This window comes from Devosia geojensis (assembly GCF_000969415.1).
Classification (GTDB): domain Bacteria; phylum Pseudomonadota; class Alphaproteobacteria; order Rhizobiales; family Devosiaceae; genus Devosia; species Devosia geojensis.
In genome coordinates, this window is sequence record NZ_JZEX01000105.1 from 1 (window position 1) to 15,937 (window position 15,937).

Annotated in this window: 13 protein-coding genes; 12 read left to right on the forward strand and 1 reads right to left on the reverse strand. The window is 67.4% G+C overall.

The features are described 5' to 3' along the window. Positions 1-117 precede the first annotated feature (117 nt). From VE25_RS10090 to VE25_RS10135, 12 genes are all read left to right on the forward strand, one after another. Positions 118-948 carry a carbohydrate ABC transporter permease gene (locus VE25_RS10090; protein ID WP_046108497.1) on the forward strand — a complete coding sequence of 277 codons (831 nt, stop codon included), beginning with the start codon at positions 118-120 and terminating at the stop codon, positions 946-948. A 10-nt stretch (positions 949-958) separates the two neighbouring features. Continuing rightward, positions 959-1,963, forward strand: coding sequence for an ABC transporter ATP-binding protein (locus VE25_RS10095; RefSeq protein ID WP_046108498.1), 1,005 nt, complete (start codon positions 959-961; stop codon positions 1,961-1,963). Positions 1,964-1,974: 11 nt separating this feature from the next. Then, positions 1,975-3,453 (forward strand): mannitol dehydrogenase family protein, encoded by a 1,479-nt coding sequence (locus VE25_RS10100; RefSeq protein ID WP_046108499.1) that lies wholly within the window; start codon positions 1,975-1,977, stop codon positions 3,451-3,453. A gap of 189 nt (positions 3,454-3,642) precedes the next feature. Further along, complete coding sequence (locus VE25_RS10105) at positions 3,643-4,335, forward strand: HAD family hydrolase (protein ID WP_046108500.1); 693 nt, start codon at positions 3,643-3,645, stop codon at positions 4,333-4,335. An 8-nt stretch (positions 4,336-4,343) separates the two neighbouring features. Beyond that, entirely contained in the window at positions 4,344-5,927 is a 1,584-nt protein-coding gene (locus VE25_RS10110; RefSeq protein ID WP_046108501.1) for an FGGY-family carbohydrate kinase, read from the forward strand. 272 nt (positions 5,928-6,199) lie between these two features. Then, complete coding sequence (locus tag VE25_RS10115; RefSeq protein WP_046108502.1) at positions 6,200-9,559, forward strand: transglutaminase family protein; 3,360 nt, start codon at positions 6,200-6,202, stop codon at positions 9,557-9,559. Positions 9,560-9,569: 10 nt separating this feature from the next. Then, on the forward strand, positions 9,570-11,975 hold the full coding sequence (locus tag VE25_RS10120; protein WP_152664580.1) for a circularly permuted type 2 ATP-grasp protein: 2,406 nt from the start codon (positions 9,570-9,572) through the stop codon (positions 11,973-11,975). 5 nt (positions 11,976-11,980) lie between these two features. Then, positions 11,981-12,859, forward strand: coding sequence for a transglutaminase family protein (locus tag VE25_RS10125; RefSeq protein WP_046108504.1), 879 nt, complete (start codon positions 11,981-11,983; stop codon positions 12,857-12,859). 136 nt (positions 12,860-12,995) lie between these two features. Next, positions 12,996-13,154 carry a hypothetical protein gene (locus tag VE25_RS22980; RefSeq protein ID WP_160299976.1) on the forward strand — a complete coding sequence of 53 codons (159 nt, stop codon included), beginning with the start codon at positions 12,996-12,998 and terminating at the stop codon, positions 13,152-13,154. 40 nt (positions 13,155-13,194) lie between these two features. Beyond that, positions 13,195-13,353: a DUF3309 family protein gene (locus VE25_RS22340; RefSeq protein WP_083988857.1), complete on the forward strand. Its 159-nt coding sequence runs from the start codon at positions 13,195-13,197 to the stop codon at positions 13,351-13,353. A gap of 195 nt (positions 13,354-13,548) precedes the next feature. Continuing rightward, on the forward strand, positions 13,549-13,902 hold the full coding sequence (locus VE25_RS10130) for an ElaB/YgaM/YqjD family protein (protein ID WP_046108505.1): 354 nt from the start codon (positions 13,549-13,551) through the stop codon (positions 13,900-13,902). 4 nt (positions 13,903-13,906) lie between these two features. Then, on the forward strand, positions 13,907-14,344 hold the full coding sequence (locus VE25_RS10135) for a hypothetical protein (protein ID WP_046108506.1): 438 nt from the start codon (positions 13,907-13,909) through the stop codon (positions 14,342-14,344). A gap of 14 nt (positions 14,345-14,358) precedes the next feature. Here VE25_RS10135 and VE25_RS10140 read toward each other — a convergent pair whose 3' ends face one another. Further along, the gene (locus VE25_RS10140; RefSeq protein WP_046108507.1) at positions 14,359-15,861 is read right to left on the reverse strand and encodes a sensor histidine kinase; all 1,503 of its coding nucleotides are present in this window, start codon (positions 15,859-15,861) and stop codon (positions 14,359-14,361) included. Between the last annotated feature and the right edge of the window lie 76 nt (positions 15,862-15,937).

The following is a 15,937-nucleotide window of genomic DNA, read 5'->3' on the forward strand; positions in this document are numbered from 1 at the left end:
GGGTGGGGGTCCATCGGCGACTCACAAAACCACCCCCACCCTCAATCCCTCCCCTCAAGGGGGAGGGAGGCCGATCGTGCTCGCGGAAAGCTTTGTTCCGAGGCGAGGAGCTGACCCATGGCCCGCAACGTCTCGACCTCCACCAAAGCCGGCTTCACCGTCCTCGCCTGGGCGGTGGCGCTCCTCATCTTCGCGCCGATCCTGTGGACGGCGCTGACCGCCTTCAAGACCGAGGCCGAGGCCATCGCCTCGCCGCCGACGTTCTGGCCGCAGACCTTCACGCTCGACAATTTCGAGGCGGTGCAGGACCGGTCGGATTACATCAAGCACGCCATCAACTCGATCGTCGTCTCGGTGGGCTCGACGCTCATCGGCCTTGCCATCGCCATCCCCGCGGCCTGGTCCATGGCCTTCGCGCCGTCCAAGCGCACCAAGGACATCCTGATGTGGATGCTCTCGACCAAGATGATGCCGGCCGTCGGCGTCCTCATCCCGATCTACCTGATCTTCCGGGACCTCAGGCTCCTCGACACGGTGCATGGGCTGACGGTCATCATGACGCTCATCAACCTGCCGATCATCGTCTGGATGCTCTACACCTACTTCAAGGAGATCCCGGTCGACATCCTCGAGGCCGCCCGCATGGACGGAGCGGAACTCTGGAACGAGATCGTCCACGTGCTGGTGCCGATGGCGATCCCGGGCATCGCCTCGACGCTGCTGCTCAACGTCATCCTCGCCTGGAACGAGGCGTTCTGGACCATCACGCTGACCTCCGGGCGGGCGGGCACATTGACCGCCTTCATCTCCTCGTTTTCCAGCCCGCAGGGGCTCTTCCTCGCCAAGCTCTCGGCGGCATCGCTCCTCGCCATCGCGCCGATCCTGCTGCTCGGCTGGTTCAGCCAGAAGCAGCTCGTGCGCGGCCTGACCTTCGGCGCCGTGAAATAAGGACCAAAACATGGGCTCCATCACCCTAGAGAACGTCAACAAGTCCTTCGGCGAGGTGCAGGTCATCCCGGACATCTCGCTCGATATCCGCGACGGCGAGTTCATCGTCTTCGTCGGGCCGTCGGGTTGCGGAAAGTCGACGCTGCTGCGGCTCATCGCCGGGCTCGAGGACACGACGCGCGGACGCATCCTGCTCGACGGGCAGGACATGACCGACGCGCCGCCGGCCCGGCGGGGCCTCGCCATGGTGTTCCAGAGCTACGCGCTCTATCCCCACATGAGCGTGCGCGACAACATCGCCTTCCCCTTGAAGATGGCCAAGGCCCCCAAGGAGGTGATCGACCAGAAGGTCGAATATGCGGCGCGCACCTTGAACCTCTCAGACTATCTCGACCGGCGCCCGCGCGCGCTTTCGGGCGGACAGAGGCAGCGCGTCGCCATCGGCCGCGCCATCGTGCGCGAGCCCAAAGCCTTCCTCTTCGACGAGCCGCTCTCCAATCTCGACGCGGCGCTGCGCGTCAACATGCGCCTCGAGATCACCGAGCTGCACCAGCAGCTGAAGACGACGATGATCTACGTCACCCACGACCAGGTGGAGGCCATGACCATGGCCGACCGCATCGTCGTGCTGAACGCCGGGACGGTCGAGCAGTTCGGCACGCCCCTCGAGCTCTACCGCACGCCGGCCAACCGGTTCGTCGCCGGCTTCATCGGCAGCCCCAAGATGAATTTCGTCGACGGCTCCGAGGCGGCAAAGCACAACGCCCATTCGATCGGCGTTAGGCCCGAGCACTTCTCGCTCTCGCGAGAGGGTGGCGCCTGGAGGGGGACGGTGGGGGTCGCCGAGCAGCTCGGCTCCGACACGTTCCTCCACGTCCATGTCGACGGCATGGGGCTCGTTACGGTCCGCACGGGCGGCGAGGAAGCCTATGGGCACGGCGACTCCGTCTACTTGACCCCAGACCCCAACCGCATCTACCGCTTCGGCGTCGACGGCAAAGCGCTCGCGGCCTGAAGGACTCCGACATGACCACCAGACTTGCCGCCGCCGCCCTGCCGCAGATCGCCTCCCGGGCCAGCGTGCCGAATTATCGCCGCGACGCGCTCTCCCCCGGCATCTTCCATTTCGGCGTCGGCAACTTCCACCGCGCCCACCAGGCGGTCTATCTCGACGCGCTCTTCAACCTCGGCGAGGGGCATGACTGGGCGATCGTCGGCTCGGGCGTGCGCGCCGCCGATGAGGCGATGCGTGAAAAGCTCAAGGCCCAGGACTGGCTGACGACAGTCGTCGAGCAGGAGGCGGATGGCAGCAGCGCGCGGGTGACCGGCGCGATGATCGACTACATCCGCCCGGGCGATGCCGCCGCGATCCTCGACAAGCTCGCCGATCCCGCCATCCGCATCGTCTCGCTGACCATCACGGAAGGCGGGTATTTCATCGACGCGGCAACGCAGCAGTTCAATCCCGCCGATCCGGAAATCGCCTACGATGCGGCGCATATCGAAGCGCCGAAAACCGCCTTCGGGCTGATCCTTGCCGGGCTGATGCGGCGGCGGGCGGCGGGCATCGAGCCCTTTACCGTCATGAGCTGCGACAACATCCCCCACAACGGGCGCGTGACGCGTGACGCCGTGGCGGGGCTGGCGCGGCTCTTCGATCCGGACCTCGCCCGCTGGGTCGAGGACAATGTCGCCTTCCCCAACGGCATGGTCGACCGTATCACGCCGGCGACCGGCGAGCGCGAGCGGAAAATCCTCGCCGATGACTTCGGCATCGAGGACGGCTGGCCGGTCTTCTGCGAGACATTCAAGCAATGGGTGCTGGAGGACAATTTCCCCGCCGGGCGGCCGGCGCTGGAGAAGGTCGGCGTGCAGTTCGTGCCGGATGTTTCCCCTTACGAGCTGATGAAGATCCGCATCCTCAACGGCGGGCATGCGACCATCGCCTACCCGGCCGGGCTGATGGACATCCACTTCGTCCACGAGGCGATGGAAGAACCGCTGGTGCGAGACTTCCTGACCAAGGTGGAGCAAGAGGAAATCATCCCCGTCGTGCCGCCGGTGCCGGACACGGACCTCGACTCCTACCACGCGCTCTGCCAGCGGCGGTTCTCCAATCCCAAGATCGGCGACACAGTGCGCCGGCTTGCGCTCGACGGGTCGAACCGACAGCCCAAGTTCATCCTGCCCTCGGTCGCCGACCGGCTGAAGGCCGGCGCTCCGATCACCGGCCTCGCCCTCGTCGGCGCGCTCTGGTGCCGCTACTGCTACGGCACGACCGACAGCGGCGCGGTGATCGAGCCGAACGATCCGAGCTGGGACCGGCTGACGCATGAGGCCAAACGGGCGCGGGAAAACCCGGCCGCGTGGCTGGAGATGGCTGATATCCATGGCGATGTCGGCCGCGACTCGCGCTATGTCGAAGCGTTCTCGCACGCGCTGAAGACGCTCTGGCAGGTCGGCACGCGCGAGACGCTGGAGAGGTATTTAGCCGGCAGGCTCTGAGTTCGAAAGAAGGCGGGATGGCTGTTTCACCGATGATGTCATCCCGGCGAAAGCCGGGACCCAGTACACGCCGGACCAGAGTTTTGCGCGGCGATGTTGCAAACCGGTGCAACTCGGCGCGAGCCGAAACGGCGCCGTTTACTGGATCCCGGCCTTCGCCGGGATGACAGCGGTGGGTGTGTGACGGCGATGGTTCAAAAATCCACTGATCTCATCATCTTCGACTGCGACGGCGTGCTGGTCGACAGCGAGCCGCTGGCCATGCGCACGCTCATCGCCGCTGTCGCCCGGCAGGGGCTGACCATCGACGCCGACCACGCCTATCGCGAATATCTCGGCCGCTCGCTCGCGACGATCTCCAAGAGCCTAGAAGCCAGCCATGGCATGGCGCTTGCGGCCGAGGCGCTGGAGGCGATGCGCGGCGAGCTCTACGCGCTCTACCGGCAGGAACTGCGCCCGACGCCGGGGATGGTGGAAACGCTCGCACGGCTCGAGGTACCGTTCTGCGTCGCCTCGTCCAGTCAGCCCGAGCGCATACGCTTGAGCCTCGAGCTTACCGGGCTCATCGACTATTTCGCGCCCAACATCTTTTCGGCGACCATGGTCGAGAACGGCAAGCCCGCGCCCGACCTCTTCCTCCATGCGGCCAGGACCATGAGGGCGGCCCCGGCGCGCTGCCTCGTCATCGAGGACAGCCCGGCGGGGATCGCAGCGGCCAAGGCCGCCGGCATGCGCGTCTTCGGCTTTCTCGGCGGCAGCCATGCCGAGCCGGCGGGGTTGCGCGCCGCGCTCGAAGCGCTGGGACCGGACCTCATCTTCGACGATATGCAGACGCTTCCCGATCTTATAGGGTCGGGCAAAATCAAGAAGACGGCAGGCTGAGGGAGCTCATGGACAATCTGCTGGTTGGCGTCGACGTCGGCACCGGGAGTGCGCGCGCCGGCGTGGTGACGCCTGGTGGCGAACTGCTGGGGCGCGCCGAACACCCCATCTCCATGAACCGCACGGACGCCAACTTCGCCGAACACGACAGCGAGCAGATCTGGGCGGCTGTCTGCGCGGCCGTGCGCAACGCGATGCGCGAAGCCGGGGCAAAGCCGCAGGACGTCGCCGGCATCGGGTTCGACGCCACCTGCTCGCTGGTGGTGCGCGATGGGGCCGGCAATCCCGTTTCCGTCTCGACCAACGGCGAGGACCGCTGGGACACCATCGTCTGGCTCGACCATCGCGCTCTGAAGCAGGCCGAGGAGTGCACGGCCACCGGTCACCTCGTCCTAGATTATATCGGCGGGGTGATGTCGCCGGAGATGGAAGTGCCCAAGCTCATGTGGCTGAAGCGCAACCTGCCGCAGAGCTGGGCGCGCATCGGGCACCTCTTCGACCTTGCCGATTATCTCTCCTGGAAGGCGACCGGGTCGCTCGCCCGCAGCCAATCGACGCTCACCTGCAAGTGGACGTATCTCAGCCACCTCGAACCCGGCTGGCAGCGCGATTTCCTCGCGACCGTCGACGTCGAGGACATTATCGAAAAGGGACGCCTGCCCGAGAAGGCGACACCCGTCGGCACGGACCTCGGGTCCCTCACCGCCAAGGCGGCCGAGGAACTGGGGCTCACCACCAATTGCCGGGTCGGCGCCGGGCTGATCGATGCCCATGCCGGGGCGCTCGGCGTGCTCGGCGCATTCGCCGGAGATGTCGACACCATCGACAAGCACCTGGCGCTGATTGCGGGCACATCGAGCTGCGTGATGGCGCTTTCGGCCGAGGCCCGGCCGACCGCCGGCGTCTGGGGCCCCTACTTCGGCGGCGTGCTGCCGGGCGCGTGGCTCAACGAAGGCGGGCAATCGGCGACGGGGGCCCTGCTCGACCATGTCATCCGCTACCATGGCGCCGGCGGCGAGCCGAACGCAGCCATGCATCGGCGCATCTGCGAGCGGGTGATGGAATTGCGCGCGGGCGAAGGCCTCGCCCTCGCCCACCGCCTCCACGTCCTGCCCGATTTCCACGGCAACCGCTCGCCGCTGGCCGATCCGCAGGCGTTGGGCGTCATCTCAGGACTGACGCTCGACAGCGATTTCGACAGCCTTTGCCGGCTCTATTGGCGCACCGCCGTCTCGATCGCGCTGGGCGTGCGGCACATCCTCGAAACGCTCAACACCAAGGGCTACGCCATCGACACCCTGCACGTGACCGGCGGCCACACCAAGAATCCGCTGCTGATGGAGCTCTATGCCGACGCCACCAACTGCACGGTGGTGGAGCCCGGTACCAAGGACGCCACGCTTCTTGGCATGGCCATGGTGGCCGCAACCGCCGCAGGGCTTTATCCGAGGCTCGACGCCGCCTGCGCCGCCATGCACCAGGGCGGGCGCGAACGCGCGCCGAAACCCGAGGCGCGGGCGCAGTTCGGCCGAGACTACCGGATTTTCCTCGAAATGCTGAAGCAGCGGCAGGCGATCGACGCGATGGGGTGAGTTTCCTGAGCAGGGCAGCATTGTGCCACGCCCTCGTGGTTCGAGGGTCGCTGCGCTCCCGCCTCACCATGAGGGCTACTGGTTCGCGGGAGCAACATCAGCCCTCATGGTGAGGTGCCGCGAAGCGGCCTCGAACCACGAGGGCGTGGCACAATTTCAACGTCGCAAGGAGAGCACCGCAATCTCAAGCGCTACCTAGCCCCCATCCCAATCCCGCTGTAAGCTCCTCTGCGGGAAGCGCTTTGTGGCCGAATTAGCGAGCGTGCGTCAGCATGTCGATCAAAGCTGCCGTCTATCACCTGACGCACTACAAATACGATCGCCCGGTCATCCTTCAGCCCCAGATCATCCGCCTGCAGCCGGCGCCGCATTCGCGCACCAAGGTGCTGAGCCATTCGCTGCGGGTCACCCCCGCCAAGCACTTCGTCAACGTGCAGCAGGACCCCTACGGCAATTTCCTCGCCCGCTTCGTGTTTCCCGAGCCGGTGATGGAATTGAAGATCGAGGTCGACCTCGTCGCCGACATGACGGTTTACAACCCCTTCGACTTCTTCGTCGAGGAGAGCGCCGAGACCTGGCCGTTCGAATATCCGCAAGAGCTGCGCGAGGACCTTTCCATCTACAGGAAACCGCAGCCGGCCGGACAGCTGCTGCAGCGGTTTCTCGACTCGATCGACAGGACACCGACCAACACGGTCGACTTCGTCACTGCCCTCAACACCCGCCTGCAGCGTGAGATCGGCTATATCGTGCGCATGGAGCCGGGCGTCTACGAGCCCGAGGAGACGCTGGCGAGGGGCCAGGGCTCGTGCCGCGACACCGGCTGGCTGCTGGTCGAGGCGCTGCGGCACCTCGGGTTCGCGGCGCGGTTCGTTTCCGGTTATCTGATCCAGCTGAAGCCCGACCTCGTCTCGCTCGACGGGCCACCCGGCACCGACCACGATTTCACCGACCTCCACGCCTGGTGCGAAGTCTACCTGCCCGGCGCCGGCTGGATCGGTCTCGATCCGACCTCGGGGCTCCTGACCGGCGAGAGCCATGTGCCGCTCGCCGCCACCCCGCACTACCGCAACGCCGCGCCGATCTCCGGATTTACCAGCTTTGCCGAGGTCGAATTCGCCTTCGACATGAAGGTGACGCGCGTCGCCGAGCACCCGCGCATCACCAAGCCGTTCTCGGACGATGCCTGGGAAAGGCTCAATGCGCTTGGGCACCGGGTGGACGAGGCGCTCACCCAAGGCGATGTGCGCCTGACCATGGGCGGGGAGCCGACCTTCGTTTCCATCGACGACTTCGAGAGCGACGAATGGAACACCGCCGCCGTCGGCCCCACCAAGCGCGAGCTCGCCGACGACCTGATCCGAAGACTGCGCGAGCGCTTCGCCCCCAACGGCCTTCTGCACTACGGGCAGGGCAAGTGGTATCCCGGCGAGACCCTGCCCCGCTGGACTTTCTCGCTCTATTGGCGCCGCGACGGCAAGCCGGTCTGGCAGGATGAAAACCTGATCGCACGCGAAGGCAGGAAGACGCAGGCCAGGACCGAGGACGCTGAACGGCTCATCGGCGGCATGGCCCGCAACCTGGGCCTGACCACGGACACCGTGGCCCCGGCATTCGAGGATCCGGGTGAATGGCTGCTCAAGGAGGCGAAGCTGCCCGCCAATGTCGATCCGGCCAACTCCGAATTGCAGGATCCGGAAGCGCGCGCCCGCATAGCCAAGGTGTTCGAGCGCGGCCTGACCAACCCGACCGGCTATGTGCTGCCGGTGCAGCGCTGGAACGCGCTGGCGACCGGCAGACGCTGGGTGACAGAAAAATGGAAGACCCGGCGCGGCAAACTCTTCCTTGCCGCCGGAGATTCCCCGGCCGGCTACCGCCTGCCCTTGTCTTCGCTCAACCACCTGCAGCCGACGGCCTATCCGCATGTCGTGCCCATGGACCCCGGCGTGCCGCGCGGCCCCCTGCCCGACCCTTCCCAGCTGCCGGCCCCGCCTGTTCATGCCGAACCGGGGCTCTCGGCCGATCCGCGCGCCCAGCAGCAATCCTCGTTCACCGCAGCGGGCGAACAGCAGGAGCGGGTGGAGCAGGAGATCAGCGAGATCGAGGGCGAGGTGCGCACGGCCGTCACCGTCGAGGTGCGCGACGACCGGCTCTGCGTCTTCCTGCCGCCCGTGGAAGCGCTGGAAGACTATCTCGAGCTGGTCGCGGCGGCCGAGGCGGCGGCCCGCGACATCGGCCTACCGATCCACCTCGAAGGCTACCCGCCCCCGCCTGACCCGCGCCTCAACGTGATCCGCGTCGCGCCCGACCCCGGCGTCATCGAGGTCAACATCCATCCGGCGTCGAGCTGGGACGAGTGCGTGGCGACGACCACCGCCATCTACGAGGAAGCGCGGCTCTCCCGGCTCGGGGCCGACAAGTTCATGATCGACGGGCGCCACACCGGCACGGGCGGGGGCAGCCACGTGGTCGTCGGCGGCTTAACGCCTGGCGACAGTCCGTTCCTGCGCCGGCCAGACCTCTTGAAGAGCCTTGTGCTGCACTGGCAGCGGCATCCCTCGATGTCCTACCTCTTCTCCGGCCTCTTCATCGGCCCGACGAGCCAGGCGCCGCGCATCGACGAGGCACGGCACGACAGCCTCTACGAACTGGAGATCGCGCTCGCCCAGGTGCCGCTGCCCGGCGCGGGGGAGGCGCCGGTGCCATGGCTCGTCGACCGGCTCTTCCGCAATCTCCTCGTCGACGTCACCGGCAACACCCACCGCTCGGAAATCTGCATCGACAAGCTTTATTCGCCCGATGGACCGACGGGACGGCTGGGCCTTGTCGAATTCCGCGGCTTCGAGATGCCGCCCAACGCGCGCATGAGCCTTGCCCAGCAGGTGCTGATCCGCGCGCTCATCGCCCGCTACTGGGCCGACCCGCTCGATGGCCAATTCACCCGCTGGGGCACGAGCCTCCACGATCGCTTCATGCTGCCGTACTATGTCTGGCAGGACTTCCTCGGCGTGCTCGACGACCTCGCCCGCCATGGCTTCCAGTTGGAGTCCGAGTGGTTCGCCGCCCAGCTCGAGTTCCGCTTCCCCTTCTGCGGCGAGGTGGAATACGAGGGGGTGAAGCTCGAGCTGCGCCAGGCGCTGGAGCCCTGGCACGTGATGGGCGAACAGGGGGCCATCGGCGGCACGGTGCGCTTCGTCGATTCCTCAGTCGAGCGGCTGCAGGTGAGGCTCGAGGGCGCGGACCCCGAACGCTATGCCGTCGCCTGCAACCGGCGCCCGGTGCCGCTGCGCAAAACCGGCACGGCCGGCGTCGCAGTCGCGGGCGTGCGCTACAAGGCCTGGCAGCCGGCCTCCGGCATGCACCCGGTGCTGCCGGTCAACGCGCCCTTGATCTTCGATATCTACGACAAGTGGACGCAACGCCCCGTCGGCGGCTGCGTCTACCATGTGGCACACCCCGGCGGGCGCAACTACGAGACGTTCCCGGTCAACGGCAACGAAGCTGAGGCGCGCCGGCTCGCGCGGTTCCTGGCCCAGGACTATTCGGCAGGCGGCTACCCGCTCGTTGCGGAAAAGCCATCGGAGGAATTCCCGACAACGCTTGACCTGCGTCGCCCGGCGCGCTTCACCTGAAGGCATGGACATGCGGAATCAACGGACGGGCGGAGAAATACCCCGCCGTCCCAGCCTCATAAAGGATTACGCCCAGTTGCCGGGCGTGCCGGACGAGATGATCGATCCGGACGGCAACGTGCGTGCCGGGTGGGCCGCGCTGATGTCGGCATTCGACGCGCTGGGGCACGACGAGCTCGCCGCCCGCTTCGAGCGCGCCGACCAGTACCTACGCGACGCCGGAGTCTTTTACCGCAAATATGACGGGGCCGAGGGCAAGGAGCGCGCCTGGCCGCTGGCGCACATTCCCCTGCTCATCGACGAGAGCGAGTGGGCGACCATCACCCAGGGGCTGACGCAGCGCGCCGAATTGCTGGAGCGCGTCGTCGCCGACATCTACGGGGCCAACGAGCTGGTGGCGCGCGGCCTGCTGCCGCCCGAGCTTATCGCTCGCAACCCCGAGTTCATGCGCCCGCTCGTCGGCATCAAGCCCGCCAGCGGCCATTACCTCCACTTCTGCGCTTTCGAGCTCGGGCGCGGGCCCGACGGCACCTGGTGGGTGCTGGGGGACAGGACGCAGGCCCCGTCCGGCGCCGGCTTTGCGCTCGAGAACCGCGTGGCGACGACCCGGGCCCTCTCCGACATCTATGCGGGCATGAACATCCACCGCCTCGCCGGGTTCTTCCGCGATTTCCGCGATGCGCTGGAAGCGCAGGGCAAGCGCCTCGACGGGCGCGTCGGCATCCTCACCCCCGGCCAGCACAACGAGACCTATTTCGAGCACGCCTATATCGCGCGCTACCTCGGCATCATGCTGCTCGAAGGCGAGGATCTGGTGGTCGTCGACGGCCAGGTGATGGTGAGGACCGTCGCCGGCCTCCAGCCCGTCAGCGTCCTCTGGCGGCGCATGGACGCCTCCTTCATCGATCCCCTGGAGCTGCGCTACGACAGCCGCATCGGCACGCCCGGCATGGTCGAGGCGCTGCGCAACGGCACCGTCTCGATGATCAACGCGGTGGGCTCGGGCATCCTCGAGACCCGCGCGCTCGCCGCCTTCATGCCGCGCCTTGCCAACGCCGTCCTCGGCACGGACCTGCTGCTGCCCGAGATCGCCACCTGGTGGTGCGGGCAGGACGCCGAACGGCAGCACGTCCTCGACAGTTTCGACGCGATGATGATCGGACCGGCTTTCTCGATGAGCCTGCCGTTCGACGACACCCGCGGCACCGCGCTCGGCTCGGCGATACCCGAGCACCAGAAAGAGGCGCTGAAGGACCGGATCGCGGCCCACGGCGCCGACTATGTCGGCCAGGAGCCGGTGCGCCTTTCGACCGCGCCGGTCTATGTCGAGGGCAAGCTCGAGCCGAGGCCGATCACGCTGCGCGTCTATGCGGCGCGTACCGAGCGCGGCTGGACCATCATGCCGGGCGGGTTCGCCCGCGTCGGCTCCTCGCACGATACCTCGGCAATCGCCATGCAGCGCGGCGGACAGGCCGCGGACGTCTGGGTGGTGAGCTCCACCCCCGTCGAGCGGGTCTCGCTGCTGCCCCGCGAGGGCGAGAAGCTCGTGCGCAATCCTGCCGGAAACCTGCCGAGCCGGGCTGCCGACAACCTCATCTGGCTCGGCCGCTATGCCGAGCGCTGCGAGGCGACGGTGCGCATCCTGCGCGCCTACAACGCGCGCGTCGCCGAGCTCTCCAACCCGGATATCCCGCTTCTGAAGCACACGCGCGATTACCTCGAAGCGGTGGATGTCGACGCAACCGAAGCCCTGCCGCTCGGGCTCCTGCAGGCGATCGACAGCGCGGTCCTCAGCGCCAGCCAGATCCGCGACCGCTTCTCGCCGGACGGCTGGCTCGCCCTCAACGACCTGCAGAAGACCGCGCAGCGCTTCGGCACGCGCATCCATTCGGGAGACGACGCGACGCGGGCGATGACGGTGCTGCTGAGGAAGCTCGCCGGCTTTTCCGGCCTCGTCCACGAGAACATGTACCGCTTTGCCGGCTGGCGATTCCTCGAGATCGGCCGCCGGCTGGAGCGCAGCATCCAGATCGCGCGGGTCACCGGCTGGTTCACCGGCAAGGATGCGCCCGATGGGGCGCTCGAAATGCTGCTCGAGATCGGCGACAGCGTCATGTCGCACCGCCGCCGCTATTCGGTGAGCGCGGGCACGCAGAGCGCCATCGACCTTCTCGTGCTCGACCCCCTCAACCCGCGCTCGGCGATCTTCCAGCTCGCCGAACTGCGCGTGCAGCTCGAAACGCTCCCCGGAGGCATCGAGGACGGGCAGCTCTCGCCGGCGGCAAAGCTCGCGCTCGAGCTTCACACCGACCTCGTCATCGCCGAGCCCGGCGACATGACCCCGGCAGCCCTCGACAAGCTCGCCAGCGACATCGGCATGCTGGCAAGCCTCGTCGCCAGCGCCTATTTCACCTGACGCCCATGCTTTACGACGTGCGCCTCGAACTGCACTACGACTACGACGCCCCCGTGCAGGGCGGGCGGCACCTGGTGCGCGTCACCCCCGCGTCCATCCCCGGCATCCAACGCGTCATTGCCGCGACGCTGCGCTACGACCCCAGGCCCGTGGTCGAGAGCCAGTTCGTCGACTTCTTCGGCAATCACGTCACCTCGATCGTCTTCCAGGACGCGCACGACACTCTCGACATCCGCCTCTCCGCCCGCGTGCTGGTCGAGGACATCCACCCGCCCGCCGACCTCTCGCCGCCGCTCGAGCGGCTCAAGGACGACATCGCGCGCACCTGGTCGCTGACCCCGGATTCGCCCCACCATTTCCTCGCCCCCTCCCCGCGCATCGAGATCAGCCCGGCGATGACCGAATACGCGCGCCAGTCGGTCGAGCGCACCATCTCGGTGCAGGCGGCGGTGACGGACTTCTGCATGTCCATCAACCGCGATTTCGTCTACGAGAGCGGCGCGACGGACGTCGAGACGACGCCGGCCGAGGCCTTCGCCCTGAAAAAGGGCGTCTGCCAGGACTTCGCCCATGTGATGATCGCGGGCCTGCGGGGCGTCGGCATCCCGGCCGGCTATGTCAGCGGGTTCCTGCGCACCAACCCGCCGCCGGGCAAGCCGCGTCTCGAAGGCGCCGACGCCATGCACGCATGGGTGCGCGCCTGGTGCGGGCTCGACGTCGGCTGGATCGAGTTCGACCCGACCAACGCCATGCTCGCCGGCCCCGACCACATCACCATCGGCCATGGGCGCGACTATGCCGACATCTCGCCCATAGTCGGCGTGCTGCGCACCAGCGGCTCGCACGAGGCCAAGCAAGCTGTCGACGTGGTGCGCGTAGAATAGCGGCATCCCGCAGCCGGCATCTGGCTGGAACTATTTCCTTTTATGGCCGTTTCCCCGGTGCAGCCCAGTAAAGCTGCGGCCGAAACGGACGATGCCGGCTGAATGCAGCGCCGGTTACTGTCCAGGGAGACCTGAGATGGACAAATCGCAATCCTGGACGCCAGTCCGCCACCGCGCCGACGAGGTGCAAGTCGCCTACGATACCCGCCCCGGAACCTACGAACTTCTGCTCAGCCTCGCTCCGGCGGCCATCACGCTCGCCGCCGCAGTCGCTGTCATGCTGGCACTGACCTGACCCCCCAGGAACTTTAGCGTCGTAAAAAAGGAGAGTTCCCATGACGTTGGGCACCATTCTCATCATCATCCTCATCCTGCTGCTGATCGGCGCGCTGCCCAATTGGGGCTACTCGCGCGGCTTCGGCTACTTCCCCTCCGGCATCCTCGGCGTGATCCTCGTCATCGTGCTGATCCTGGTGCTGATGGGCAGGATCTGACGCAACCGAACAGGGCGCCGCCGGCATCCGCCGGCTCCCACGCACGGGACCAGCGCTCTCAGGCGGGCCTAGGTCGCCCCCCTACCGCCCGCAACCGATCGCTCCGGCCCTGACCGGCCGGGGCGATCTTTTACCGCCGGAACCGGGGCGCGACCAAAGCGTTGATCGGGCGGAACAAGCTCAAGGAGACAAACCATGGCCGATGCCACCCCCACCACGACCCGCAAGAGCGGCAACGGTACGCCGCGCGCGACCGCCGGCAAGCAGAAGAGCCTGGAAGACCAGGTCAGCCAGCTCCAGGCCGACCTCAAGAGCATTGCCGATACGCTCGCACGCATCAGCGGCGACAAGGTGGCCGAGGCGCGCGACACCGCCAAGGGCGAGGTTCGCCATCTCCAGCGCCAGGCCCAGCACGTGATCGACGACGTGCAGAGCCAGGCGAGCGCCTTCGAGTCCGAGCTGAAGGGCACCATCCGCGAGCGCCCGCTGACGGCCGTTGCGAGCGCCGTCGGCATCGGCTTCCTCCTGGCCCTCCTGACGCGCCGGTAGTCCCATGGCGTTCCTCACCACGCTTGCCGGGATCTTCGGCATCGAGGTGGAGGCGCTTTCCGACCAGCTCCGGCGCAGCGCGATCGTCAATGGCTCGATCGCGCTGCTGGTGTTGATCGGCGTCGCCTTCCTGCTCGTTGCCGCCTATGTCGCCCTCTCGGCCGCCACCGATCCGCTCATTGCCGCCGTGATCATCGCCGGCGCGGCGTTCCTCTTCGCGCTCGCCGTCTATCTCGGCAGCCGGATCGGCGCCCGCGAGCGCGTGCAGCGCGAACGCGAGCGGCGGCGCAAGGGCGAGACGACGGCGCTGATCGCGACCGCCGCGGCGACGGCTGCGCCCGTCCTGCTGCGCTCGCCGCTCGGCAAGACGCTGGTGCCGCTAGCGGCGCTTTTGGCTTTCATGCTGTTGCGCGATTCCAGCGAGACGCGCGCCGACGATTGAGCCTTGCCGGCCGGTCACGCCGGCAGCGGCATCCATATGTCGGCGCGCACGCCATCGGCCTCGAAGGCGAGATCGACGCGGCTGTCGATGACCTTAGAGAGGCTGCGCTCGATGAGCCGCGTACCGAGCCCCTGCGGCGGCGACGCCGCGACGGCCGGTCCGCCAGTCTCCTTCCAGGTGAGATGGAGCCCGCGCTCGGGCCCCGCACGCACCTCCCATGAAATGTTGACGACCCCCTCCTCGCCCGACCAGGCGCCATGCAGATGCGCGTTGGTCGTCAGTTCATGGAGGATGAGGCCGAGACCCAGCGCATGGTCGGCCGGCAGCAATATATCCTCGCCGACGACGTTGGCGCGGTCGGGCTTGGTGAGGAAATCGGGGCCGAGCTGGCCGGCGATGACGTCGTGGAGGTGCACCCCTTCCCAGTCCTGGTCGGCGAGCAGGGTATGCGCGTCCGAAAGCGTGCGCAGCCGCCCCGAAAAGGTTGCGAGGAATTCCTGTGGTTCGGGATTGCGCCCGATCGTCTGGCGCGCGATCGACTGGATGACCGCCAGCGTGTTCTTGACCCGGTGGTTGAGCTCGCGCAGCAGCAGGCGCATGCGCTCGGCCGACTCACGGGACTCGGTGACGTCGAGGCTGGCGCCCATCATGATCAGCGGCTTGCCCGAGGCGTCGCGCTGGTAGACGCGTCCGCGCACGCTCACCCACCGTCTCGTCTCGGCGATACGCATCTCGGCCGCATAGTCGACGCCCGTCTCGAACGCCGCCCCGATCGCTTCGCGCACGCGTGCGAGGTCGGCCGTATCGACGGTGGCGAGGACGGCCTCGAACGATATGGCGCCGGTCTCGTGCAGGCCGTGCATGCGCCGGAAGGTATCGTTGCACGAGACGTCGTCGCTGCGCACGTCCCACACCCAGCTGCCGACCTTGCCGGCCTCGAGCGTCAGGGCATGCCGCCACTCCTCGCGCATCAGTTCGGCGGCGGTGCGGGCGCGCACCCGCGCCTCGTCCTTGAGCTCGATGAGGGTGGCAGCCATGCCGGCGAGATCGACGAGCTGGGCGAGCTCGGCCTCGTTGACGGGACGGTCCGCCTGACGGTCGAGGACGCAGAGCGTGCCGAGCCGCTGCCCGCGCACGATGATCGGCGCGCCGGCATAGAAGCGCAGTCCTGGTGGCCCGACGACCATCGGGTGATGGGCGAACCGCTGGTCGCGCGTCAGGTCCGGCACGACGATGTAGTCGGCCTCAAGCGCGGCCAGCGCATGGGCGCAGAACGAATGCTCGATCGCCAATTCCTGCAGCTCGTCCGGACCTATGCGGGACTTGGCCCACTGCCGGTTCTCGTCGACGAGGGTGATGAGGGCGAATTCGGTATCCATGAGCCGGCTGGCCAGCCGCGTCAGCCGGTCGAAATCGGAATCGTCGCCGGTGTCGACGATCTCGAGCGCGGCAAGGACTTCCCGTCGCGACACATCCTCCACCACGTCCCTGACCGGGTCCGGGAACAGGGTACGCATTTCAGTCACTGGAGGTCTCGCCGTTCGTCACATACATGCTTGTTTTTGGCTAGTTGGGGAGCGAAACGCCGCGCCG